This window comes from Lactiplantibacillus mudanjiangensis (assembly GCF_005405385.1).
Classification (GTDB): domain Bacteria; phylum Bacillota; class Bacilli; order Lactobacillales; family Lactobacillaceae; genus Lactiplantibacillus; species Lactiplantibacillus mudanjiangensis.
Window position 1 is genome coordinate 207,420 of the sequence record NZ_BJDY01000002.1, and the last position, 23,282, is coordinate 230,701.

The window sequence follows — 23,282 nt, forward strand, 5'->3', positions numbered from 1 at the left end:
ATTGATAGGAGTTATGGAGATGGCTGACTAAAACTAGATTGGGATGATGGGCATGACCGCACGGACGAAAAAATTGCTGCAACGACTCGTACAAACTTACACTGAAATCTTAACGGATAATTTAGTGGGAATATACTTGCATGGGTCTTATGTGTTGGGATCTTATAACGAACGCGTTAGTGATTTGGATTATATCGTGGTTGTGCGGCGGCCATTGGATTTACCGACCAAGCAAGCGTTAATGACGGTGACCATGAATGACTTATGGCCAGTGGCACCGGCTAAAGGATTGGAATGGCATGTCTTATTGTTAGCTGACACGCAACATTTCCATCACCCATGTCCATTTGATTTTCACTTTTCTAAAATGCATCTTGATCGCTATAAGGCCGATCCAGCGGCCTATGTACAAACGATGCATGGGACTGATCCAGATTTAGCTACGCATCTCACGATTATGCATGCATCCGGGCAGGTTTTGTGCGGGCCGGCCATTAACGACGTTTTTGCGCCGGTACCCGCGGCCATTTATTGGCAAGGCTTATTATTTGATGTGGTGGATGCGCCTACGATGATGTGCACGCAACCGATGTATACGACGCTGAATCTGTGTCGGGTGTTGGCCTACCAACAGGAGCACTTGATTTTATCTAAGGCGGATGGTGGTATTTGGGGACTAGCTCATGTCCCACAGCAGTATCGACCATTGGTTAAGCAAGCCTTAGACGATTATCAAGATCAACCAGGTAGTCGATATCTGATGACACAAACGCAACCATTTGCGCAGTGGGCATTGGCACAACTCAACGTGGGTTAACCGCTAGTGTCATTGTGAAAGGATTTTTGAAATGACAACCTTAACGTTAAGGCGTGATCAAACGACTGATCGACGCGACTTATTAGATTTATTTTTAATTGGTGATGATGATGAACAAAAAGTACAAGCTTATTTACAGACTGGGGAACTCTATGTCGCGAAAGACGACCAAAAAATCGTGGGCTTGGCATTGGTGATTCCGGGTGAGACAATCACCTCGGGGGAACTAAAAAATATTGCGGTCTTACCAGCTTATCAAGGTCAGGGGATTGGTAGTCAGTTGCTGGATTGCGTTGTTGAACAATTAGCGGCCAAGTACCAAACGCTATTAGTTGGCACGGGTGATGCGGACCTAGCCAATATTCGATTTTATTTAAAAAATGGCTTCCGTTTTGTGGGCGTCCGCAAACATTTCTTTGATAGCTATGCCAAGCCAATTGTGGTGAATGGCATTCAGTTACAAGACATGGTGTTATTGCAACGCCCCTTGCCCTAAACAAATGGCATGTAACCGTTTTATCAAGTATAATGACGGTGACAACTTGATATTATGGGAGGAACGCAGATGACAAAATTAGCACAGCTCGACCCAACTGAATTGGATGACTACTTATCAACGTTATTCACTCAGCAATTACGTGAAAATGCGATTGATTATCCACATGAAATCGCTGAAACGGTAGCAATTGGTGCTTACGATCAAGATCAATTGGTTGGTGGTCTGTTGATGAATCGGCGATATGACCATTTGTATATTTCGCGCTTAGCCGTTGATCCAGCTTATCGTGGTCATCGGTTAGGGACGCAGTTGATCGAAGCAGCTGAACAATGGGCGCGACAGCATCATGTACTGAACATCACCTTATCCACGCGTGATTATCAGGCGGTTGGCTTTTATCAAAAAGCTGGCTTTGAGATTTATGGTAAGGTCACTGATTTACCATTTCGTGGGGTCACCACTGTGTATTTTGTGAAACGCTTAATTGCCTAATTAACATAGCGCCCGGCATTAAAAACGTGAGTTTAAGTCGTTTTTAGTGCCGGGTTGTTCTATACTATAACTTATTGTTTAATTTCAAAGCGAAAGTAGAGTTAATTAATGACAGTTTTAGCTATTTTATTTTTAGTCGTGATTTATGAATTGGTGATTGTCCAGCGCCTGCGTGGCATGGCTCAAGCGGGTGAAACGTATTATTTAGGGTTATTCGTCAAAAAACAAGCCACGCGCAAAGCGAGACGCCAAGTGCGACAGCAGATTTTAAAGCCGTACAGTCAAAGTAGTCGTCGACATCAAATTTTACTAATTAGTGAGCGTCTTGCGGCAATTTTAGGTGTGGCGATCGTTTTTTATGTTATTTTTAGTGCATTGTTAGGGCAAGCGATTGGGTCGAACGGGATGTTACGCGCGTTGGGTGTGGCAGTGTTATTGATCATACCAGGTATCGCTTTTTTACCACGGCAACTGATTGAATTCTGGGCCACACAACCAATCTGGAAAACGAGACCTTTATCTGAACAGCCATTTCTATTGCCAAATAAGGCTGATTACGAAACATTAAAGGGCTATTATCGGATGTTAACGTTGATTTTTGGCGTGCTGGGGTGCTTGGTTATTGGGTTATCATTCTGGTGATATGTATCAAAATAAGGGCCTCATTGCTGAAACTAGCGCTGAAGCCCTTATTTGGCACATTGAATTTTTATTCCGGTAATTCTGCTAATAGTAAATTTAGGCCAAATTTGAAACTGGCATCCATACTTTCGTCTAGCTGAAAGCCGTTTTGACGTTCTAGTGTTGAAAATCCGTATAAAAAACTGCGCAAGGCTCGAACGTAATTAATATCGTTAGGTACTGCTAAGCCGGCCTGTTGAACGATGGTTGTGAGTAGGCCAACGATTTGATCGGAAGTGGCTATGGCGACCGGCGCATTGGCCCAACTGGTCACTTGTTGTGTCAGTTCGGCTTGACCGGGATGTCGTTGGAAAAAATCTCGATAGGCCATCGCAGCCGCTTGAATAGCTGAGCGACCACTTAAGCCAATTACCGCTTGTGTCAGTTGTGTGTTGAGATTGGTCAAGGCAACTTGTGCCATTAATGCTCGTAACTCGGTCAAATTTTTGATGTGGGTATACAGCGAGGGCGGCTTAATATTTAGTTGGGCAGCGACCTGTTTGAGTGTAACGTTGGTTAGGCCGTTTTGATCTAACAGGGTTAGGGCGGTCTCAACGACTTGATCTTGAGTCACCTTATTGGTCATTTAAATGGGCCTCCATTCGTTGAAGTGTTTGCTGCATCGCCATCGTTGGCGTGGTCATCATTGATCCATGCCCGACTGCGAGTAGTTGTGGATGTAAGTCAATAAGTTGATGGGCGCTTTGAACGGCGGTGGCAGGTGACCAAGTCGCTTTTCCTGGAAATGGAAACCGCCAACGAACATCGCCAGCAACCGCTAAACCACCTTTGATTTGCCAAGCGTCACCAACGATCACGATTCGTTGATCAGGTTGGAAAAAGCTTAGTGATCCCGGCGTGTGACCGGGTGTATTAAGTAATTGCCAGTCATCAATTCTATCGCCACCAGTAAAGGTGAAGTCGGTTTTGATGGTTACTTTAGCAAAGCCACCTTGAATGGCCTGCGGATCTTCATTCGGCTGTAACGTGAAATTTCCAGCTAGCAGAGCAGCATCTCGTTCTGAAATGCCAACCTGAGCATGTGGAAATGCCCGCCGAAAAGCTGGAACACCGTTAACGTGGTCAGCATGTGCATGTGTCAGTAAGAGTTGTTTAATCGGTTTGCCGGTCTGGTCAACGAGTCATTTTAATGCTGGGACAAATTGGGGTGTCCCCATATCGATAATGGTCAAGGCTGTGGAACCTTCCCAAACGTAGCAGTTTACTGGGAATAAATGTGGTAAGACGGTCAGTTGAATTAATTGGTGGTTTTGTTTTTGATAGACGTGCATAAAATCATCCCCCTAAGTTGACTAGCATTATACCTAATCTGATTAGGAAAAGAGAAATTAATGTGCTTATTCATTTGTTGAACGAACACTAGCCATGAGGTTAGGGCACAATCATTAGTGCGATTTCGGTTAAAAAACAGTATGATAAGACTAACGAAATTAAAAACACGGTCTGGTTGGTAGTCCAGACGCGGCATTTGCCGAGAGTATCCTGCCTCCTTGGTTGTCCAAATTTCGTCATTTATTTTCTTAAGGAGGGGTTAGCATGACGATTCATTGTCAACTAACTGTATTTTTTGATCAAGGGTTTTACCGTGGCCTATTTGAACGGCGAACATCAGCTGGCTATCAAGTCGCACGGGTGACGTTAGGCACGCAACCGCCAACGATGCCGCAAATTTGGTGGTTGATTAATCAGCGTTGGACCATTTTACACTGGTCGGCTTTAATGCCGGAAACACAACCATCGCCAGTGAACCAGCGACAACGGCAAGCTCGTCGCAGCACTAAACAAGGTGGTCGGCAGTCCGCCACCAAGTTGCTTAAATTACAGCATCAACAAAACTTGGTGTTGAAGAAGCAACGGCGGCGTCAAAGTCGATTGCAACATGCGGCTGAGGTTCGGCAGAAAAAACAAGCCAAACGATTAGCAAAGCATCGTGGTCATTGATTGAAAAGTACCAGCCAAATGGCGTTTGATTGGAATTAATTCCCGTTGAACGCCATTTGGTGTCTCAGGCTGGTGACTTGAAAATCACCTTAAAACTAGTAAAATAAAAGTCATGAAAACTGAAATAAATCTTGGGCAAGATGCTCAACAAATCCAAATTTTTAAAGCACTGGCCGATCCGATTCGGCTACAAATTTTACAATATATCAAACAGACTGATCATCCAGTTGCTTGTGGTGAAGTCGGGCGGGCAGTAAATATCAGTAAGACGTCCGGCTCTTATCATTTCAAACTCCTCGAAGCAGCCGGTTTAATTACCGCTGAAAAGATTGCCCGAGAGAAATATGTCACGATTAATTGGTCGACGTTTGAAACGTATGTGACGAATTTTACCCAGCGATTATAGCGCTAGTGAAAAAGCATTGGCAATGGCCGATGCTTTTTTTTGCTTGTTAAATAAAATTAAAGATGATATGGTTAAATAGTTCAAAAGGTTTTGAACTATCTTTCCGGAAAAGATAACTTAACATCAAGCTTGGTGATTTTTATTAACAAGGACATAAATAGTGAGGGGCCAAACTGATGGCAAAACAACGCTGGGTACTGGGATTAACGGCTTTAGGTTTTTTTATGGCAATGATGGATTCGATGATCGTGACGACCGCTTCAACCGCGATTCGAACCGATTTTAAGATTTCTGTTAGTAGTTTACAGTGGGCATTAAACGCCTATAATATCGCGATTGCGGCCGTGTTATTAGTTGGTGTCGCGCTAGGTGAACGTTTTGGTCGTCGGCGAGTCTATGAATTAGGTATTCTGATTTTTTGTTTAGGGTCAATTGGTTGTGCGTTATCACCTAACATTGCGATTTTGATTGGCGCTCGCGTGGTGGCAGGGATTGGTGCTTCGGTGATGACACCGATGTCAATGGCAATTTTAACGCAAGCTTTACCAGCAAATCGGCGTGGGCAGGCGTTAGGCATTTGGAGTGGTATCGGTGGCTTAGCTTTGATTATTGGCCCCTCTTTAGGCGGCTGGATTGTGACACAATTGACGTGGCAATGGATTTTCTGGATTAACTTACCCATTGGATTGGCGGTAGTTGGTTTATCGCAGCGCCATTTGCCAGAAAGTTGTGGTCAAGCTGAACCGATTAACTGGTTAGATGCATGGCTCTTAATTTTCGTGTCAACCGGGTTAATCTGGGCCTTATCCGCCACGACCATGACGGCCATTAGTCAGCCACTTTTTCTCGGGCTAGTCGTGGTCATCGGTGGATTAAGTTTAGTTGGCGGGGGCTGGTTTATTCACCGTCAAAATCAAACTAATACGCCGTTATTGCCGATGCAATTATTTAAAACAGTCGCGTTTATCCATGGTAATGTAGCGACATTTTTACTATATGCTGCGATGTATGGCATTGTTTTCTTTCTACCTCAATATTTACAAGTTAGTCGACATGCCACAGCGTTAACCGCTGGCTTAGAATTATTACCTTGGACGGGGACCTTAGTGTTAGTAGCGCCGTTTGCCGGTCAGGCTGTTGATCGTTGGGGGACACGGATTGTTGCCTTATGGGGATTGTTGTTACAAGGCATTGGTTATTTATTGCTGGTTGGTTTGCTAGTGGTTCAGACAACTTATGTTTGGTTGATCTTTCCACTAGCCTTGGCAGGTGTTGGCTTGTCGATGGGAGGACCAGCTTTACAAAAAGCAGTTCTCGGTGCGGCCACGCCTACATTGTTAGGTAAAGCAGCTGGTGTTTATAATGTTTTTCGTCTTTTTGGTGGCGCGGTTGGGACAACATTAGCAGTTATCGGTTTCAGTTCGGTGGGAAGCTATCAGACCGCTAATCGCTTTACAGCCGGTGTTTTGGTGGCTTTTCTCGGCGCAGCAATCCTATCATTACTAGGTTGTTGGTCGGCTTGGCAACTTAAGCGTGTATAATCCAGTAAAAAAATAGGCATTGACAGACTTAGCCTGAACTCGTACGCTTATAAATGTTGGTTTAACAACACTTTGGGGAAATATGGTGTGGTTGAATTAAATTTGTGTGCAATGGGGGATTTTAAGTGTCAAAAACAGTGTCAAAGCCAACTGATCGTTGGATCGGTGGCGTTTTAGTTGGGTTATTGGTCTTAGTGTTAGCGTTAAATGCTGGCTGGGAAGTTTATCGGTATGGTGGTCAAACCTATTATATGCGTGTCCATCAAAGTAGTGGGACTTTTCCGATTACGGTACCAGTAAGCTTAACCGTTAATGGTTATCGTTATCGTGGTCGTGCGGTGAATGCACAAGGCCAAACAAAAAAGGTTCAATTTAAAACAAACGTTGATCGGCCATGGTCATTACGCTATGGTCAAATAGTTAAATTAACGGTTAATCGGCATTACGGTGTAACGAATTTTAAACCGATTAAAGCACAACAGGTGCCAAAAAATGTGCAATTACCATAGAAATTAAATGCCATTTTATAAAGACTAATTGTCTTTGTAAAGTGGCTTTTTTGATGCGATTATTTTGAGCATATTAATTGGATCGTTGGTAAATAATCGGTAAGCTAATCTTAGGCAAATGTGACTAGTTCGAGTTAAACAACGGCCGTCAAAGGAGGTCAAAAGTATGAGTAAAAAAAGTGGTTTTGGTTTGTGGGGGAAGTTGTCGTTGTTAGTAACCGTTGGACAATTAAGTTTAATGATCTACCGTGAGATTAAAGAGTATCGGCACGCGCGGCAGTCATGATTAGTTTTTGAATAGCAATTAGTTTTGTAAAGGTATGATATAGGAAATCTATGTCGTATCTTTATTTTTTGTTTAGACATCAACTAATTGACATATGTTTTATATTATGATGAATAATATTATTTTCAAATATTCCCTTGATAGACAAATTTTGCAATGGTACCATTCATGCATGAAATCCAGTTATATAAGTATTTATCATTTGTTATACGGTTGATAATTTGCATGATAAGGTCGTCCTTGACGCAGGATACCTTTTGAAAAAGGGTCATTATGTATAATCCTCATAAAAACTAGGTTAACTTATAAACCAAGCGAAAATGACGTTTTTATTATTAGGATTATGTTGTTAAATGAACATCGCATTTAAAATCAGACAATTGGGGGATTTAAGATGTCTATTCTTGTTTTGGGTGGCGCAGGTTACATTGGATCGCATACGGTTGATCGATTGGTTGAAAATGGGGCGGATGTCGTGGTCGTTGATAATTTATCAACTGGTCACGAGGCCGCAATTAGTTTAAAGGCTGCTTTCTATCAAGGCGACGTACGTGATAAAGCCTTTATGAATCGTGTGTTTGAAAAAGAACAGATTACGGGTGTGATTCACTTCGCTGCTTTTTCGGTCGTGCCAGAGTCAATGACGAAACCACTAAAATATTTTAATAACAATACGGTTGGCATGATTACGCTACTTGAGGTGATGCAGGCCCATGATGTGAAGCAAATTGTCTTTTCTTCAACGGCATCGACATATGGTACGCCAAAGAAGATTCCAGTTGCTGAAACGGATTTACAAAAGCCGATTAATCCTTACGGTGCCAGTAAGTTGATGATGGAAGAAATTATGCATTGGGCCGATGTTGCCTATGGTATTAAGTTTATTGCGTTGCGTTATTTCAACGTAGCTGGCGCTAAACTTGATGGCAGTATTGGGGAAGATCATGGCCCAGAAACGCATTTAATTCCCATCATCATGCAAGTTGCACAAGGTAAACGTGCCAAACTTCAAATATTTGGTGATGATTATCAAACACCGGATGGCACCAACGTCCGCGACTATGTGCATGTTGTTGATTTGGCTGATGCACATATTAAAGCCGTGCAATATTTAGCCGATGGCAACCAAAGTGATGCTTTTAACTTAGGCTCTTCAACTGGGTTTTCAAACCAAGAGATATTGACGGCTGCGCGTGAAGTCACTGGTCAACCGATCAAGGCGGTCATTGGGCCACGACGTCCGGGTGATCCTGATACATTGGTTGCATCCAGCAATAAGGCCCGCCAAGTATTGGGTTGGTTACCGAATTATGATGATGTCCATGAAATTATTCAATCTGCTTGGAATTGGACGCAGAAGCACCCCGATGGTTTTGAAGCTTAGAATAAGGCAGTTGACTAAACAAAATTCAAGCACATCACGCCGTTTCAATAATCAGATGCCGTATATCGCTAGCATGACCATCACGTTCTTTGGCTTTTATGGTTTTTCGTACTTGGTCTCCTGGATTATGATTAAAGAAACCGGCTCACCGGAGTTACTCAGTCAAGTTTTGACGATCACGATGTTGCCTGCTATTGCGTTAAATCTGATTGCAGGCAAAGTTGTTGGTGTTTGGCGTGCCAAAGTAGTGATGATCGTGACGGATCTTTTGACCGGATTGCTATTCATTGGCACTTATTTATTAATGTCAGTATCGGTGAACGTGGTCATTCTATTGATTGTTGTTTCCGTGCTTAATAAATCAATTGGTGTTTTTTATAAACTCAGTAATAAAACGATTATTCCAGAACTATTTGTCGGCAGTGAGATTAAGCGGGTTAATAGTCTTCAAACGCAGGTGCGACAACTATCAATTATGATATCATCAATTTTGGTAATGAGTCTGTTACTAGTCATCAACCCTAAAATGATCATCTCTATTATTGGTATCTTATTTCTTTTATCAGTGATCTTTGATTTACAGTTGCATGGTCAAAGATCAGGTAATAGTAAGGCCAGTACCTCCAGGAATCGTTTTAAAAACCGGTTTAAAAGTAGCGTCAAGTTTGACTTGTTATTAGCAGCTATTGGATATTTGGTTGATGCGCTAGTTATAGTACTTGTACCATGGTTGGCGTTGGTTGTCCTAAAAAGTAATTGGCTTTTGAGCCTGTTCCTCGGTTGTGAAGCGGTTGGTATTTTATTAGCACCAAGTGGATTAAAATTCTGGCCTCAAGTTAGACTGAGCACGTTGAGTTGTTGGTTACCGGTTTGCTTAGTGTTACTCTATCCAATTGTGCCCACAATGATGATTGGTATGTTTGGGTTAGGATTCGTTAGAGGCCTATTTAATGTACATTTTTTTCAAGAATTCAACAAACCGTCGAGGCTAATCAGATGAGCCAAACAATGGGCAAGACCTTAGCCGTGACGGATGCCAGTACTGTTGCTGGTACGTTTGGCGCTGCCTGGTTAGCGAATGTATTTGGCCAGGGGGTATTGGCATTGGCAATCGTTGGTGTTTTTATTGGGGGATTAATGGTAAGTCTATGGGTGATTAGCTGGGGAAGGCAGGCAAGTAATGCTGAAGATGAATTGTAGTTAGAAAAATAATATATGTACAATGATATGAAAACAAAGTTACGGCCCTGATAGCAATTATTAATTACTATGGGGCCGTATTATTGATATGATTCAGTTTTTAGTCATGTGGTAACAATTTCCAAGCTGCTGATTCGTCAGTTGGAAAAATCGGAATGATCCGGTTAACTTCGTGCGCAGTTAGTTTCAAGGTTATCGCTGGCAGTAACGTGTTAATGCTAGCGGTCGCGCGATCACTGAGTTCAGTGGCGCCGACTAAGCGATCAGCTTGATCAAAGACTAAGATGGTGGTACCAATTTTACTTTGACTAACTTGGTGATACCAATTATCGGCTAAATGTTGTTCGACAATCCGATACTCCGCTGGATGAGCTTGCGCCGTAGTGACACTCACGCCGACTTGTGCCAAGCGTGGTGAACTAAAGACAGCGGTTGGAATTGGTGGGTAATCAATCGGATCGGTTGTATGTTCACCTAGTAATTGTGCCAAATAGCGGGCTTCAAAAGTAGCCGTTGGGGTTAACTTGGGTTGTGGCTTGTCGATGACATCGCCAACTGCATAAATATTAGGAATATTGGTCTGTAAGTGATCATTCACCAAGATACCGTTAGCGGTTGAATCGAGGCCAATCGCGTCTAACGCTAATAAGTCGATGTTAGGTTCACGGCCAGTCGCGTTTAAGACCCCATTAGTTACCAAGGTATCGTCTTCAGTTAATACTTCATATCGTTGTGTCGCCGTTTTCTTAATGGCTTGAACGGTTGTCTGTCGTAAGAAAGTGACGCCTTGATCCGTCAAATGCAGCATTAATTGATTGACCAATGGTTGGTGGAATTGGCGTAAGGCGTGATCACCTCGTAAAATAACGGTCACTTGACTACCGGACGCGATCGCCATAGTGGCAAATTCCATGGCAATGTAGCCACCGCCAATAATGACCAAGTTAGCGGGCAAATTATCAAGCGCCATAAAGGCCGTGCTATCCATCGCCCATTCGTTGCCGGGAATTGTGAGTGGACGGGGCTTCAAACCGGTCGCAATCACGATTTTATCAGCGGTATATTGTGTTTCATTAACCGCAATCGTATGGGCATCCACAAAATGACCAAAGCCTTTGATTAACGTCATCCCTGAATCAGTCATGCGATGGGTAAGCATGTCAGGTAGCGGTTCGATGATTTTTTGTTTATGACGTAAATTGGCATTCCAATCCAGTGTTAACGCGCCTCGTAAGACGGGGTTGAGTTCATGAACTTGATGTTGAAGATGGACAGGGAAATCTAAGGTGATTTTTGCGTTACATCCATAATTAGGACAGGTACCACCAACCAGTCCGGCCTCAATAACCCCGACTTTTAAACCTTGTTTTGCGAGGGCTGGGGCCCCGTCAAATGTGCCATGCCCACTACCTAAATACAAGATATCAAAATCATAATTGGTTGTTGCCATACTGAGCACTCCCTTCAAACTAATGGTTACTTAATTAGTCTGAATTTTACGAGAGTTGTTAAGCGGTTGCAACTGATATGCAATTGACGACATTGAGTTAGGCGGTACTAATCGGTAGTCGTTTCCAATGTCTTAATATACTGTGCACCCCATTGGTCCATTGCTTGAATGATGGGCACTAAACTTTGGCCGAGTTCAGTCAAATGATAACTTGTTTTAATGGGGGTGTAAGTTGGGTCAACTTCCTTTTGGATGATATGGTCAGCTTCCAATTGGCTGAGTTGCAAGGACAACATTCGCCGCGTACAACCTGGTAAAGTGCGTAACAGTTCACTGTAGCGAAGTTCCTGTTTCATTAAACGACATAAAATAATCGATTTCCATTTACCAGTAATCACTTTTAAGGTGGTGTCTAACGGACAAACTTCACCGTGTCGAGTTTGAGTATTGAGGGCAGTTAACATCATACGTTCCTCCAAGTTTTTTATTCACTATAACACGGCTTCATAATTTAAGGAAAATTCGGACTTGCCAGGATATCAACTGAGTCTAGGTTACATTAAATTCCCGTATTGTGTTTTAACTGAAATTTCGTGACAATAAGGCTCATGTAGAGAAGGAGTGTTGCGAAATGGAACGAGAAACCAAGATTACCGCCAAAAATTGGTTGTTAGTCACGGGGTTATTTTTGATTGTCTTTATTGTTGGCGCGGATTCATTTATTATTGCGCCATTATTACCGGCAATTGAACAGAGTTTTCAAATTCCGATCAATCAGGCCGCATTAACCGTGTCCGTTTATGCGGTTTGTTATGCTGTTGGGGCACCGATTTTAGGGCCGCTGGGTGATCGGTATCCACGTCAACGGTTATTGTTATTAGGCGTTGGCCTATTTTTAATTGGCAGTGTGTTGTGTGCCGTTGCACCAACGATTATCTTATTCGATAGTTGTCGGGCAATTGCTGGGATTGGCGCCGCGTTAACCTTGCCTAATATTTGGGCATTGATTGGTCAAACGTTTAAAGGTCAGCAGTTAAATCTCGTGATGGGCATTACGATGTCTGCCTTATCGTTGTCGATTGCGATTGGGGTACCGTTGGGAACAGGACTTGCACAATTAGCGGATTGGCACTGGGCTTTTTGGGGTTCTGCGATTGTGACCATGTTAGCTTTAGGTGTTTTGTGGGCGGTGTTGCCACCAGTAACACCGATGAAATCGGTCACGACATCGTATTTAAGCGGGTATCGAACCTTACTTAAAACGCCGTCAGCGTGGTTAACCTTATTGATCACACTTGTTTGGATGTTAGGCTTTTACACCGTTTATACGTTTTTGGGCACTTATGTGACAGCCGCATTTCACTTAAACACGGGTCAGTCTGGAATTTTATTTAGTTTGTATGGCTTAAGTAACTTTGTGGCTAGCTTCTTTAGTGGGAAATTGGTGACGCGAATTGGTCTGTTACGATCTGTTCAATTAAATGGATTGTTGTCCGTGGTGTTGATCCTGGGAATGATCGGTGGTGCCAACAATTTAGTTATCATTGCGGGGTGTTTAATTGGATTAGCGTTAGTTCAAGGTTTCGGTGTCACGGCACTTAACGCATATGTCGTTAATCGTTTGCCTGAACAACGTTCGACGATGACAGCATTCAACAGTGCTTGCCTGTACTTTGGACTAACCTTTAGTTCGATGTTTGGCGGCGCGCTATACTTACAAATTGGGTTTCAAGGATTATGCGGTATCGCTTGTGCGGCGCTGTTAATAGCAGTCGGATTGGCACGCTATGTAGCTAAAAAATAAGTAAAACCACGTGTTTAAGACTGGAACAAATCCAGTTCTAAACACGTGGTTTTTGGCGGTTACTTTTGACGCAAACTATACAATTGATATCCAAAATAACTAACCGCAATCACTGCTAATAACCCTAAGATCAATAAATTCCACGGTTGTCCAATGACGACTTGATAGGTAGTTGGTACAAAGAAAATCAAGAGAACCATGATGCCGACACAAACAATCCAGAACAGTCCATTGACGAACCATGTGATCCAATTGGTCAGACGATTGGTTCGTTGCCAATATGTGGTCATGTGAAACCATTTAAAAATAAGTTGGGTCATGATGATTTCAACGATCGGAACGATGATGAACATTAGTAAGTTGAGTTGTAAACCGGTTGCAATATTCGGACTACTAATAATCAAAAAACACCAGCTAATTCCAATTAAAACGGCCAAAAATGGCAGATGTTCCCGCAATTTGGCTGGCGGTAATTGAGCTAGTAACGCATCACCCATAGCCTGTGGGGCATTACCAAAATATTGTTCGGCGTCTAGACCATCGTGTTCGGCATCGGCTAAGTCTTGTGCCATTGCGAGTAATTGTCGGTTGAGGGCGGTTTCATTGGTAAATAGACTATTGGTCATGAGATACGTGGTCAATTGGTGAAAATACGTTTGATTAGTTGGGTTAAGTTGGTCAACAATTTGGTTCATGCGGTTACGGGTTTGATCAGCTTGGGTCATCATTGGTCACCTGCCTTAAGATTTTGGCCACATTGACTTGTAATTGTTGCCAATTGGTTGCGAACGTGGCTAGTGTTTGTTGGCCTTGAGCCGTTAGTTGGTAGTATTTACGATTGGGACCATCGGCAGACGGCTTGAGGGTGCTAGTTAAGTCACCATTTTTTTCGAGCTTCAATAATAAAGGGTAAACGGTTCCACCAACGAGATTAGTGAAGCCATGCTGCCGTAAAGCTTGAATGAGTTCATAGCCGTAAACTTCGTGTTCGGCGATCGTGGCTAACACACAGCCTTCTAAGACGCCTTTGATTAATTGTGTTTGGGCCATGCGCGACCACCTTTCTGAAATCGATTTCTTCACTAAGTAGTATAACAAGTTACTACTAAGTTGTAAACCAACATAGTCAATCAAATATCATTTTTTTATAATACAAAGGCGTTTGGAATCAGAGCTCCAAACGCCTTTGTATTAGTTCAGTAATGCCACGCCGACAGTTAAATAAGTGGCGAATAGAATCCAGATCAGATAAGGCATTAACAAGTAAGCGGCCCACCGTGCTGGCTGATATAGCCGAGCGATTAAACAGGCAACAAACAAGTCCAATAGCAGAATAATCGCCAAGCCTAACCATTTTTCATTTTGACCAAAGAAGACGATGCTCCAACAAAAGTTTAAAAAGAGTTGAAAACTGAATAGTAAGTAATCGAGTCGTTTCTTGGCTGACGTTCTTGGTTGGTGTGCAATTAATGCCCCAGCAATCGCCATTAAAGCGTATAATACCGGCCAAACCAGGCCAAATAAATAATCGGGTGGCGCTAGTGGTGGTAACTGAAAGCCGTTATAAATGGCGCGTAGATCACCGGCCAGTAGGCTTGATAAGCGGCCGATGATGGCCACGCCGATGAGCCACAGCACGATTTCCCACCAGTGGACACGTAAATAGGTTTTATCCATTAGCGGTACCTCCTAAAACTAGCTGTCAACGGGCATATTAATGACCATGACATTGGCAGTGGCTTTGCGGACAACATAAGCAGTCGTTGAGCCTAAGAAGAGTCTTGAAATCGCGTTGGTCCCAGATTTACCAATAACAATTAAATCGATGTCATATTTGTCAGGAATTTCGGTGGCAATACTAGTTTTAGGGATGCTGTTGATTTGAATGGGTAACGTTTCAACGTTGGCTGATTCGGCTTTAAATTTAGCACGATCAAGAATTTTGGTACGGTTTTCTTTAGTGATCGTGAGTAAATCGGTGTAGAGTGCACCACCATAGGCTGAAGGACTGTAGACGTTTAAACGGGTGATATCAATGACACTGAGTAAGAATAACTTTGCGTCAAAGGTCCGTGCTAACTTAATGGCATGATCTAGGGCTAAATAAGCGTTGTCGGAACCGTCAAGGGGCACTAAAATTCGTTTATACATAAGAAGACCTCCAATTGATTTTATATTATTTGTTATGGAAATGATAATATAAAAATAATAAAGAAGTCTATCAATATGCTTAATGCTGTTTTGTGCGGAATAAGCCAGCTCGTGCATATAGGCTAAGGGCGATAGCAATCATGAGGGCCGCAAACCAAGCGATGCCGAGATAATTAGGCGTCGTTTTAAATAGCCAGCCACCGATAATTCCTGCGAGCGTTTCACCAAAATACATCGCTGCATTGGATAATGATGAAATCGTGCTCCGGGCTTGTGTGGCGGTTGACTGTAACGTGGTCATAAAGATTGGAAATAGGCAGCCATTGAGAACAAAACTCAAGGTTAGGAAACATTCGGCTAGCCAGAATTGATGGACCATTGGCAAAATAATATAAATGGCGATCAAGACGATTAATTCGATGAGAAACGCTTTTGTTAAGCCAATTGCGGTGACCAAACGATTACCGAATAACGCGCCAATCAAGTTACCGGCACCAATAGCAATCATCGCGGTCCCAACACCGGTGAGTGTTAAGCCAAAACTGTGTGTGAACCACGTGGCAATAAATGTTATCACGGTAAATGAACCGGTTTGAAAGATAAAATAGGCCGCTAAGTAAGGCCAAGTGTTGGATTGATGACCGATCGATGCGTAGGTCGCCCAGAAGCCGGTCTTAGTTTCTGTACTGAACGTGAGGGTTGGCAGATAACGGTAAAGTAAGACTAGTAAAATAATTGCCGCGGCGGCGATTACCCAAAAAGGCGTGTGCCAAGAAAAGGCCGCTAGATAACTTCCAATCGGAATGCCAACCAGTTGTGAAACCGATAAGCCAGCAGTGGCATATCCCATGACTTTAACGATCTGTCCTTTGTCAACAATGACGGGAATAGAAGCCCAAACTTGCGGGGTAATAAAGGCTGCACTCACACCGGCTAAGAAACGACCCGCCAGCATGAGTTGAAAATTTGGCGCAAACCCACAGCCTAAAGTGGCAAGCGCAAAAGCACAAAGCCCCCAGAGCATCACTTTTTTACGGTCAAAGTGATCAGCGATGGGGCCGGAAATTAGTGCGAAACCGGCATAGCCAATGGCGTAAGCACTAACTAACCATCCAGAAGCAGCGGTCGAAACGTGGTAAAGTTGAGCCAAGGTTGGCAGTAATGGTGAAACCAGAAAAGTATCGGTACCGATTAAAAACATGGTTAGGAAAAATAATAATGAATAACGTCGCATCTTAATCCCTCTTTAATAGTTTTAAAACTATCGAACAACAAAACCTAAAAAAAGATACCTCATTACAAGGTATCTAAGAAACCAGGGAGCACCGTGTTAAAAACATCAAGATTTAAAGAAACAAATTTATTTTGCCCAACTTTTCGAGTGGTCGTTAATCCGGCCTCGCGCAAAGTCTTAAAATGGTAGGACGCTGTTGACTTATTGATATCTAGTTGATCTCCTATCTCGCCGCAACTCATTTCTTGTTGATGTTGATACAAGGTACTGATGATATTGAGCCGCGCCTCATCAGATAAAGCTTTAAAGATGATTGCGCGAACTTCATTAGGTGTTTGTTGTTTGATAATCATGAAACTATCATACAATGTGAGATTGATGGCGTCAATATTAATTAATGTCGGATCAAGAATATAAGCCGATAAACTTGCTTATTTATTTTGTCCGTGTATATTTAATATCCATAGATATTAAATATACACGGAATGGAGCGAAATCATGACAACACAAATTGTAATTTTAGGTGGTAACGGTTATTTGGGACGCGAATTAACTAAATTGTGGCTTCAAAAAGATGCATTGGCCGATTTTTGGATCTTATCGCGCTCAGGTAAGAATCAGTTAGTTGATCCACGGATTCACAATCGGGCCGTTGACCTTACGGATTTTGAGGCGGTTAAACAGGTTTTGCCAGCTGAATTTGATTATATCGTTGATTTAATTGGCCGGCCTGAAAAGTCACCAGCATTATCAACGCAAGTCAATGACCAACCTGCGCAGTTAATGCGAAAATTGGCCGAAACCGCTCATTGTCAGGCGATGGGGTTCGTGGGTGGTCAATTGGGACCAAAGGCATTCTTAAAAACAAAGGCCGATTTAATTCAATACTTGCAACAAAGTGACGTCCCATTAGCTTATGTAGAACCAACACTCGTTTATGGAGCCGGACGCCAAGATACCATGATGAAGATGGTGCCCTTGTTAACGTTTTTGGGTCGATTTTCTGCTAAACTAAAACCAGTGGCTGTTGAAGTTGTGGTTAATCAGCTATACACACAGTTGATGCAATTGGGTCATGACTAAGTTTTGAGATGAGATGAAACTATGAAAATTAACAAAAGCACGCAACAAGGTATTTATGTGCTCTTAATGCTTGCCCTGCAGCAGGGACATACCCCTCTGAAGAGTCAATTGATTAGCCAACGGTTAGCCGTTTCTGATTCTTATTTAAAGAAAATTCTGCGCAAGTTGGTATTAGCTGGATTGGTTGATTCTAGTGCTAGTAAAGATGGTGGCTTTAGCTTGAAGCAGCCGATCACTGGGATTTCCTTGTTTGATGTGAGTGATGCCGTGGAACAGGTTGGTACATTGCAGATGCCACCAATGGACTTGGCCCAACGGCTATTTCCGGGCGATGATGAGCATATTCGTCAAAGCGAGCAAGTGGCTTTGCAAGCGTTTGAACGGGCAAATATGGCCTTTAATGAAAAATTAAAACGGGTCACCTTAGATCAGTTACTAGAAGCTGATAGTTTCCAAACGGGTGTGGTTGACTGGCAAAGTATGTCGTAAGGTAGTTATTAAATAAGGATCGCAAAATCAAAATTGATTTTGCGATCCTTATTTGTTTAAGCCTATTCAGGCAACGACTGTAGCCAGTCGCGATAGACCGTTGGTTGCAGAATCGCACCCATGATCATGGCGGTGAGATCGGCTAAAGCCGCGGGCGTGTCAGGGTACAAGTTGGCACGGACACCCTCAGCATAGTGAAAGACAGGGCGAGAGAGAAAGTAACGCAAAAAATTTAAATCGGTTGGCCGTAAAATACCTTGATTGACACCAGTTTTAATGAGTCGTTGGATTTGTTGATTGGCTTGGTCGTCGGCCTTAACGTGTAGCAATGATTTTAGCTGGCTGTCGCTTAATAAAACCTGTAAAGCCGCAACGCTGGCGGGCTCGGCTAAGGCAAATCGGTAGAGTCGCTCAATGCTCATAGGTAACTGTTGGGTTAAGGGCGCCTGTTCGTCTAAACCGTGCACGACTGCAACACTTTGGCGATGAACGGTATCTTGAAAGACGGCTTCAAGTAGGGCCTGTTTATTTTTAAAGTAAATATAGACATTGGATTGGGGAATCCCGGCACGTTGCGCAACTTTTGTTGTTGAAAAGCCGGTTAACCCCGCGATGGCCAACAATTCGATGGCGGATTGGATCAAGCGATCATGTTTTTGTTCATCTTTTAGTTTTACCAAGATTTCGTACTCCTTTTTTTATTAAGTTTATCAGTTGACAAAATATAAGTCTATCTTTTATAATAACAACACGCTAAAAAGATAGACTTATATTTTATGAAAGAAGATTAAACTAATGAAAATTATCTTAACAGGTTCCTTGGGCCATATCAGTCGACCATTAACACAACAATTACTTAAAGCAGGGCACGAGGTAACGGTGATTAGCCATAATTCCGATCGCGCCCCTGAAATTACGGCTTTAGGAGCAACGCCAGCTATTGGGAGTATCGCTGATGAAGCCTTTTTAACGCAGACTTTTGCCGGTGCCGATGCGGTTTACTTGATGATTACGGCGGCCGCAAGTGGGATGGATATTTTTGCAGCTGGCAAACAACAGGCGCAGACTTATGTTAATGCGGTTAAGGCTAACAAAGTTAAGCAAGTGGTCAATTTGAGTAGTATTGGTGCAGAAGGCGGTCCAGAAGTGGGGGCATTACACATCTATAATATTATTGAAGGCGTACTAACTGCCGGTCTGCCAGGTGTTAATTTAACCTTCGTACGGCCGACTGGCATGTATTACAATCTATTCAGCCATTTGACGACGATCAAACAAAGCCAAACGATTTATACAAATGCAGCGATTGATAAACCACAATCATGGGTTGCGCCAGCTGATATTGTGCCAGTTGTGTTCAAGGCATTGACAGCACCAGAAGCCGGCGTTACCAGCCAATATGTCGCTAGTGATGAGTTGAGTTATCAGCAAGTGGCGATAATTTTGGGCAACGCATTGGGACTTGAAGTGAAAGTCGTTCAAATCGATGATGACACGGCACTTAAAGGTATGTTGGCTGCTGGTGCACCGGCTAGCTTTGCGACCGAATATATTAAGATGGTTGCCTTTGAGCGCGATCATGATTTTTATGCCGATTATCGGCAACATCAGCCGGTATTAGGGCCAACTAAACTGACTGATTTTGCGGCCAATGAGTTGGTACCGGCTTACCAGAAACTAAGCTAAAGTGTTTGTAGCTAGTAACGATTACCAAGCGAGATATTGCTTGATAATCGTTTTTTTTGCATTTTAAAATCAGTTGTTAACCACTTAGCACCTAATTTCAACCGCTTAGCTGAATAAGCGTTACAGCAGGCCCATAATCCAGTAATCTATGGGTCAAGGAGATGAGGGACATGATTTTAACGACTGAACATTTAACGAAAAGGTTTGACAAGAAAATTGCCGTGAATGAGTTGAATTTAAATATTGAACAAGGAAGCTTTACGGCGTTACTTGGACCCAATGGTGCCGGTAAGTCAACGACGATGCAACTTTTGTTAGGCCTAACCACGCCTACGACTGGCAAAATCACGTATGCTGATCAGGTCAAAATTGGCGTTGTCTTTCAAGCGAGCGTTTTAGACACCGAATTAACAGTTAAAGAAAATTTGCAATTGCGGGCACGACAATATCGACAGGTCGATTTACAAAAAGTGACGGAGGTTAGTCAACAATTAGGCTTAACCACGTTTATGAATCAACGCTATGGTACTTTATCTGGTGGTCAACGGCGACGAGTAGATATTGCCCGGGCTTTATTAAATGATCCTGATATTTTGTTTTTGGACGAGCCGACAACAGCCCTTGATATTCAAACGCGAACCGCAATCTGGGACTTACTACGACAATTACAACGTGAACAAGGGCTAACCATTGTGTTGACAACCCACTATTTGAGTGAAGCCGATGCAGCTGATAATGTTTATGTCATTGATCATGGTCATGTGATCGCCCAAGGTACCGCGACAGCCATTAAGGCACAACATGCCGCAAGTGTGCTCCAAATTACGACGTCAAATGTTGCCGAATTATGCCGACAAGTGACCATGGAACCGGTGAACATCACCGATGATCAGGTTACTTTTCATGTTCCAACGTCGCAAGCGGCGTTAACAATTTTGACAGCCGTCAAAGCGTTGATGACGAGTTTTGAATTTCGACCAGGCACGATGGATGATGCGTTTTTGGCTTTAACTGGAAGGGAGCTCCGTTAAAATGAATGCAATGATTGAACGAAACTTAAAGTTATATTTCCGTAATCGCAGTGGGGTTGTCTTTTCACTGTTAGGTGCGATGATCTCGTTTGTGCTATATCTGGTCTTTTTGAAACAAAATATGCAAACAAGTTGGCAAGCCGTGCCACATGCGAAAACCTTATTAGACTTGTGGTTAATTGGTGGGACGCTGGCAATCACTGGGATGACCACCACCTTGAGTAGTTTGGCACAACAAGTCGTTGATCGTGAACGACAAACATCGCTAGATTTACAATTGACTGATGCGGGACCACTGAAACTACAAGTGAGTTACCTATTAAGTGCCACCTTGATTGGGTCGCTAATGCAACTAATCATGTTAGTCGTGATGTTAGCGTATTTTCATTGGACGGATCAACTGGCTTTAACACATTTGCCGATTATTGAACTGGGCGTTCTCATGATCGGTAGTGCGCTAGTTGCCACCTTAGTTAATGCGATTTTATTACAGTTAGTCCGATCACTAAGTAATTTGAGTAAGCTAGAAAGTATTGTTGGGACGGCTTCTGGATTCTTAGTGGGGACTTACTTACCAATTGGCAGCTTGCCAACTGCGGCACAGCAATTAGTTAAATTGACGCCGGGGAGTTACGTAGCTGCGCGCTTTCGGCAATTATTGATGTCATCGACTTTAAAGACGGCATTTCCAGTTGAGCAGACGCGACTTCATTTTGAACGTTTGATGGGCATCCGACTAAAGTGGTCGACATTATTGACACCGGCTGCGACGACTCACATAATAAGTATGATCTTGATTGGGGCGTTGTTGATTGTGATGGTTCCGCAATTAGTAACCTTGTGGCACACACGTCAGTTACGTGCTAGTCGTTAATTCGTATTGAAATGGAGGCGGTTTTGGTGCGCCAACAATTTGAAGAGCACCCTGAAATCGACCCTGATGATCCACTGATTGTCATTCAGGCGGCCGCAGAAACCGGGCAAGTGCCGGATTTAGAAACGTATTTAGCACAATTTCAGGCATCACCAACTGGTATTATTCCAATCAAAACGCCGGACCGATTAGTGATGATTAAAGTTCAAACCATTGTATCGGTCGAAATTCAAGCTAATTTATTGTGTCTATACACCACTGGTGAGACCGTTCAAACTCGGGACACGTTACGGCATTTTATGCAGCGCTTGCCAGGGACAACGTTTGTTCAAGTATCCAAACATGGCCTGTTAAATTTAGATCATTTACGCTCGTTAGAGGACAGCTTTTCCGGTAATATGACTGCAATTTTAGCCAATCAAGTTAAAGCAGATGTCAGTCGAAAATATGTTAAAAATTTGATGCAGCGACTAGGCATTTAAAGGAGGCAAAAACGTGAATAAGGTTTTACGCTATGCGATGCAGGGAGCGGGATATGGGAGCGTTGCCTACTTATTGTTGCTGGCGAGTCATTTAGAAAATTGGCCGCATAGTTCTGGTCGCATTGTGAGTGTCTTGTTGATGAGCGCGGCGATCGGGATTTTAACGTTGGTATTTGATAGTGATCGCTTGAGTTTCTTAGCGGCGCTTGGCATTCATTTTGTGGGCACCTTTGTGCTCGTAATTGGCATGCTAAGTTATCAAGGCGTGCCTACTAATTGGCCGGCAGCGGGTGCGATTTGGTCGTTTGGTTGGTCGTATATTGTGATTTATGTGGGCATTTATGCAGTTGTCCGATTCAATCAGCATTTGCGGGTGACTAAGATTAATCAAGCCTTGTTGAAACGGAATCAGTCGCAGAAGTAAGCATGGATGATTAATTATTGGTTTGTTTGACTTAGATCGGTCAATTAAACGGATAATTATCATCCATGCTTTTTTTGCACTATTTACTAAAAAATTACATTAATTTGATTTTATTAGTTTTTCGGGATTGCTAAAATTAACTCATTTAGGAGAATGGTTACAAAAAACTGTAGATGGGAGACAGTGGATTAATGACGTTTTATCCAAGTGAGTTACTGCCACATTTGTTGACTAACGGGATTTATAATCAATTAGTGACGGCATATGCCTTGCTCATCATTTATTGGTTAGTTCGGTTAACACTTCGAAAACAGTTCAATCAGCAACTTGATCAATTTGTCTCAATGGGACTTCTTAAGAAAATTAATTATATGGATTTAGATCCGTTACTAAAAAAATTGAAACAACTTATTCGTTTGACCCAAATTACGGCCATTATCATGATTATTCTGACCTTAGTCACACAATTTGAGCTAGTTGCCAGAATTACACAACTAGCGTTTGGATTTTTAGTGCTGATCGTCTTTATTTTTCAGGCCAGAGTAGTGAGCCATTGGCAGCAGCAAAAAACAATGATCAAACTAAATTTTAAGGTAGTCACCGATCAAAGCGTTGCCTATAATCAGTTATACCGAACCTATCTCATATATGTGATTGTGTCAGATGTTTTTTGGCTACCAGTCTGTCTGTTGGTGATGGATTTGATTAATATAGCGGTTTATTTATTTTAAGAATCAAATTGAGTAGTAGCAATAAAGTAACCAAACTTAAATAGTTCAAATTTGGGCACAACAAAT

31 protein-coding genes and 1 pseudogene are annotated in these 23,282 nt (G+C 42.6%); 20 read left to right on the forward strand and 12 right to left on the reverse strand.

Features of this window, described 5'->3' with window-relative positions; genetic code table 11:
* The first annotated feature begins 52 nt into the window (after window positions 1-52).
* The 4 genes from FFM84_RS01890 to FFM84_RS01905 all read left to right on the forward strand — a co-directional run bounded on the left by FFM84_RS01890 (window position 53) and on the right by FFM84_RS01905 (window position 2,450).
* Window positions 53-817: an aminoglycoside adenylyltransferase domain-containing protein gene (locus FFM84_RS01890; protein ID WP_130843903.1), complete on the forward strand. Its 765-nt coding sequence runs from the start codon at window positions 53-55 to the stop codon at window positions 815-817.
* Window positions 818-848: 31 nt separating this feature from the next.
* Window positions 849-1,313 (forward strand): GNAT family N-acetyltransferase, encoded by a 465-nt coding sequence (locus FFM84_RS01895; RefSeq protein ID WP_130843684.1) that lies wholly within the window; start codon window positions 849-851, stop codon window positions 1,311-1,313.
* Between the two features lie 69 nt (window positions 1,314-1,382).
* Window positions 1,383-1,808: a GNAT family N-acetyltransferase gene (locus FFM84_RS01900; RefSeq protein ID WP_165450249.1), complete on the forward strand. Its 426-nt coding sequence runs from the start codon at window positions 1,383-1,385 to the stop codon at window positions 1,806-1,808.
* A 108-nt stretch (window positions 1,809-1,916) separates the two neighbouring features.
* Window positions 1,917-2,450: a hypothetical protein gene (locus tag FFM84_RS01905; RefSeq protein WP_130843682.1), complete on the forward strand. Its 534-nt coding sequence runs from the start codon at window positions 1,917-1,919 to the stop codon at window positions 2,448-2,450.
* Window positions 2,451-2,517: 67 nt separating this feature from the next.
* Here FFM84_RS01905 and FFM84_RS01910 read toward each other — a convergent pair whose 3' ends face one another.
* The 3 genes and pseudogenes from FFM84_RS01910 to FFM84_RS16040 all read right to left on the reverse strand — a co-directional run bounded on the left by FFM84_RS01910 (window position 2,518) and on the right by FFM84_RS16040 (window position 3,781).
* Window positions 2,518-3,075 (reverse strand): TetR/AcrR family transcriptional regulator, encoded by a 558-nt coding sequence (locus FFM84_RS01910; RefSeq protein ID WP_130843681.1) that lies wholly within the window; start codon window positions 3,073-3,075, stop codon window positions 2,518-2,520.
* Window positions 3,065-3,613, reverse strand: a pseudogene (locus FFM84_RS01915) (MBL fold metallo-hydrolase); the annotation flags it as partial. The gene FFM84_RS01910 and the pseudogene FFM84_RS01915, both read right to left, overlap by 11 nt.
* A gap of 18 nt (window positions 3,614-3,631) precedes the next feature.
* Window positions 3,632-3,781, reverse strand: coding sequence for a hypothetical protein (locus FFM84_RS16040; protein ID WP_165450248.1), 150 nt, complete (start codon window positions 3,779-3,781; stop codon window positions 3,632-3,634).
* A 265-nt stretch (window positions 3,782-4,046) separates the two neighbouring features.
* Between FFM84_RS16040 and FFM84_RS01920 the strand changes: the two genes are divergently transcribed.
* From FFM84_RS01920 to FFM84_RS01950, 7 genes are all read left to right on the forward strand, one after another.
* Window positions 4,047-4,451 carry a YjdF family protein gene (locus FFM84_RS01920; protein ID WP_130843679.1) on the forward strand — a complete coding sequence of 135 codons (405 nt, stop codon included), beginning with the start codon at window positions 4,047-4,049 and terminating at the stop codon, window positions 4,449-4,451.
* 112 nt (window positions 4,452-4,563) lie between these two features.
* The gene (locus FFM84_RS01925; protein WP_130843678.1) at window positions 4,564-4,857 is read left to right on the forward strand and encodes an ArsR/SmtB family transcription factor; all 294 of its coding nucleotides are present in this window, start codon (window positions 4,564-4,566) and stop codon (window positions 4,855-4,857) included.
* 176 nt (window positions 4,858-5,033) lie between these two features.
* Window positions 5,034-6,398: a DHA2 family efflux MFS transporter permease subunit gene (locus FFM84_RS01930; protein WP_225425232.1), complete on the forward strand. Its 1,365-nt coding sequence runs from the start codon at window positions 5,034-5,036 to the stop codon at window positions 6,396-6,398.
* 125 nt (window positions 6,399-6,523) lie between these two features.
* Complete coding sequence (locus tag FFM84_RS01935) at window positions 6,524-6,907, forward strand: YxeA family protein (protein WP_130843677.1); 384 nt, start codon at window positions 6,524-6,526, stop codon at window positions 6,905-6,907.
* 680 nt (window positions 6,908-7,587) lie between these two features.
* Complete coding sequence (gene galE / locus FFM84_RS01940) at window positions 7,588-8,577, forward strand: UDP-glucose 4-epimerase GalE (RefSeq protein WP_130843676.1); 990 nt, start codon at window positions 7,588-7,590, stop codon at window positions 8,575-8,577.
* A gap of 10 nt (window positions 8,578-8,587) precedes the next feature.
* On the forward strand, window positions 8,588-9,577 hold the full coding sequence (locus FFM84_RS01945) for an MFS transporter (RefSeq protein WP_130843675.1): 990 nt from the start codon (window positions 8,588-8,590) through the stop codon (window positions 9,575-9,577).
* Window positions 9,574-9,777, forward strand: a complete 204-nt coding sequence (locus FFM84_RS01950; protein ID WP_130843674.1) for a hypothetical protein — start codon at window positions 9,574-9,576, stop codon at window positions 9,775-9,777. The genes FFM84_RS01945 and FFM84_RS01950 overlap by 4 nt, the downstream gene beginning before the upstream one ends.
* 100 nt (window positions 9,778-9,877) lie before the next feature.
* Here the strand turns inward: FFM84_RS01950 and FFM84_RS01955 are convergent, their stop codons facing one another.
* Entirely contained in the window at window positions 9,878-11,227 is a 1,350-nt protein-coding gene (locus FFM84_RS01955; protein ID WP_130843673.1) for a dihydrolipoyl dehydrogenase family protein, read from the reverse strand.
* A gap of 107 nt (window positions 11,228-11,334) precedes the next feature.
* On the reverse strand, window positions 11,335-11,691 hold the full coding sequence (locus FFM84_RS01960; RefSeq protein WP_165450247.1) for a winged helix-turn-helix transcriptional regulator: 357 nt from the start codon (window positions 11,689-11,691) through the stop codon (window positions 11,335-11,337).
* 167 nt (window positions 11,692-11,858) lie between these two features.
* On the opposite strand from FFM84_RS01960, the gene FFM84_RS01965 reads away from it, so the two are divergent.
* Complete coding sequence (locus FFM84_RS01965; RefSeq protein WP_130843671.1) at window positions 11,859-13,031, forward strand: MFS transporter; 1,173 nt, start codon at window positions 11,859-11,861, stop codon at window positions 13,029-13,031.
* Between the two features lie 59 nt (window positions 13,032-13,090).
* On the opposite strand, the gene FFM84_RS01970 is transcribed toward FFM84_RS01965, so the two are convergent.
* From FFM84_RS01970 to FFM84_RS01995, 6 genes are all read right to left on the reverse strand, one after another.
* Window positions 13,091-13,756 (reverse strand): DUF1129 domain-containing protein, encoded by a 666-nt coding sequence (locus FFM84_RS01970; protein ID WP_130843670.1) that lies wholly within the window; start codon window positions 13,754-13,756, stop codon window positions 13,091-13,093.
* Complete coding sequence (locus tag FFM84_RS01975; protein ID WP_130843669.1) at window positions 13,743-14,081, reverse strand: PadR family transcriptional regulator; 339 nt, start codon at window positions 14,079-14,081, stop codon at window positions 13,743-13,745. The genes FFM84_RS01970 and FFM84_RS01975 overlap by 14 nt, the downstream gene beginning before the upstream one ends.
* Window positions 14,082-14,222: 141 nt before the next feature.
* Window positions 14,223-14,708, reverse strand: coding sequence for a TspO/MBR family protein (locus FFM84_RS01980; RefSeq protein ID WP_130843668.1), 486 nt, complete (start codon window positions 14,706-14,708; stop codon window positions 14,223-14,225).
* Between the two features lie 18 nt (window positions 14,709-14,726).
* The gene (locus FFM84_RS01985; RefSeq protein WP_130843667.1) at window positions 14,727-15,182 is read right to left on the reverse strand and encodes a universal stress protein; all 456 of its coding nucleotides are present in this window, start codon (window positions 15,180-15,182) and stop codon (window positions 14,727-14,729) included.
* Between the two features lie 79 nt (window positions 15,183-15,261).
* Complete coding sequence (locus tag FFM84_RS01990) at window positions 15,262-16,416, reverse strand: MFS transporter (protein ID WP_130843666.1); 1,155 nt, start codon at window positions 16,414-16,416, stop codon at window positions 15,262-15,264.
* Between the two features lie 62 nt (window positions 16,417-16,478).
* Complete coding sequence (locus FFM84_RS01995; protein ID WP_130843665.1) at window positions 16,479-16,769, reverse strand: ArsR/SmtB family transcription factor; 291 nt, start codon at window positions 16,767-16,769, stop codon at window positions 16,479-16,481.
* 145 nt (window positions 16,770-16,914) lie between these two features.
* Here FFM84_RS01995 and FFM84_RS02000 point away from each other — a divergent pair, with 145 nt between their 5' ends.
* Window positions 16,915-17,499: an NAD-dependent epimerase/dehydratase family protein gene (locus FFM84_RS02000; protein WP_130843664.1), complete on the forward strand. Its 585-nt coding sequence runs from the start codon at window positions 16,915-16,917 to the stop codon at window positions 17,497-17,499.
* 21 nt (window positions 17,500-17,520) lie between these two features.
* A complete protein-coding gene (locus FFM84_RS02005; protein ID WP_130843663.1) occupies window positions 17,521-17,988 on the forward strand; it encodes an RrF2 family transcriptional regulator in 468 nt (155 codons plus the stop codon).
* Between the two features lie 62 nt (window positions 17,989-18,050).
* On the opposite strand, the gene FFM84_RS02010 is transcribed toward FFM84_RS02005, so the two are convergent.
* On the reverse strand, window positions 18,051-18,668 hold the full coding sequence (locus tag FFM84_RS02010; RefSeq protein WP_165450043.1) for a TetR/AcrR family transcriptional regulator: 618 nt from the start codon (window positions 18,666-18,668) through the stop codon (window positions 18,051-18,053).
* A 115-nt stretch (window positions 18,669-18,783) separates the two neighbouring features.
* On the opposite strand from FFM84_RS02010, the gene FFM84_RS02015 reads away from it, so the two are divergent.
* The 6 genes from FFM84_RS02015 to FFM84_RS02040 all read left to right on the forward strand — a co-directional run bounded on the left by FFM84_RS02015 (window position 18,784) and on the right by FFM84_RS02040 (window position 23,216).
* Window positions 18,784-19,674 (forward strand): SDR family oxidoreductase, encoded by an 891-nt coding sequence (locus FFM84_RS02015; RefSeq protein WP_130843661.1) that lies wholly within the window; start codon window positions 18,784-18,786, stop codon window positions 19,672-19,674.
* A 170-nt stretch (window positions 19,675-19,844) separates the two neighbouring features.
* On the forward strand, window positions 19,845-20,705 hold the full coding sequence (locus FFM84_RS02020; protein ID WP_130843660.1) for an ABC transporter ATP-binding protein: 861 nt from the start codon (window positions 19,845-19,847) through the stop codon (window positions 20,703-20,705).
* 1 nt (window position 20,706) lies between these two features.
* The gene (locus FFM84_RS02025) at window positions 20,707-21,579 is read left to right on the forward strand and encodes an ABC transporter permease (RefSeq protein ID WP_130843659.1); all 873 of its coding nucleotides are present in this window, start codon (window positions 20,707-20,709) and stop codon (window positions 21,577-21,579) included.
* A 26-nt stretch (window positions 21,580-21,605) separates the two neighbouring features.
* On the forward strand, window positions 21,606-22,061 hold the full coding sequence (locus FFM84_RS02030) for a LytTR family DNA-binding domain-containing protein (protein WP_130843658.1): 456 nt from the start codon (window positions 21,606-21,608) through the stop codon (window positions 22,059-22,061).
* Between the two features lie 13 nt (window positions 22,062-22,074).
* Window positions 22,075-22,485: a DUF3021 domain-containing protein gene (locus FFM84_RS02035; RefSeq protein ID WP_130843657.1), complete on the forward strand. Its 411-nt coding sequence runs from the start codon at window positions 22,075-22,077 to the stop codon at window positions 22,483-22,485.
* A 191-nt stretch (window positions 22,486-22,676) separates the two neighbouring features.
* Entirely contained in the window at window positions 22,677-23,216 is a 540-nt protein-coding gene (locus FFM84_RS02040; RefSeq protein ID WP_130843656.1) for a hypothetical protein, read from the forward strand.
* Window positions 23,217-23,282: the final 66 nt, after the last annotated feature.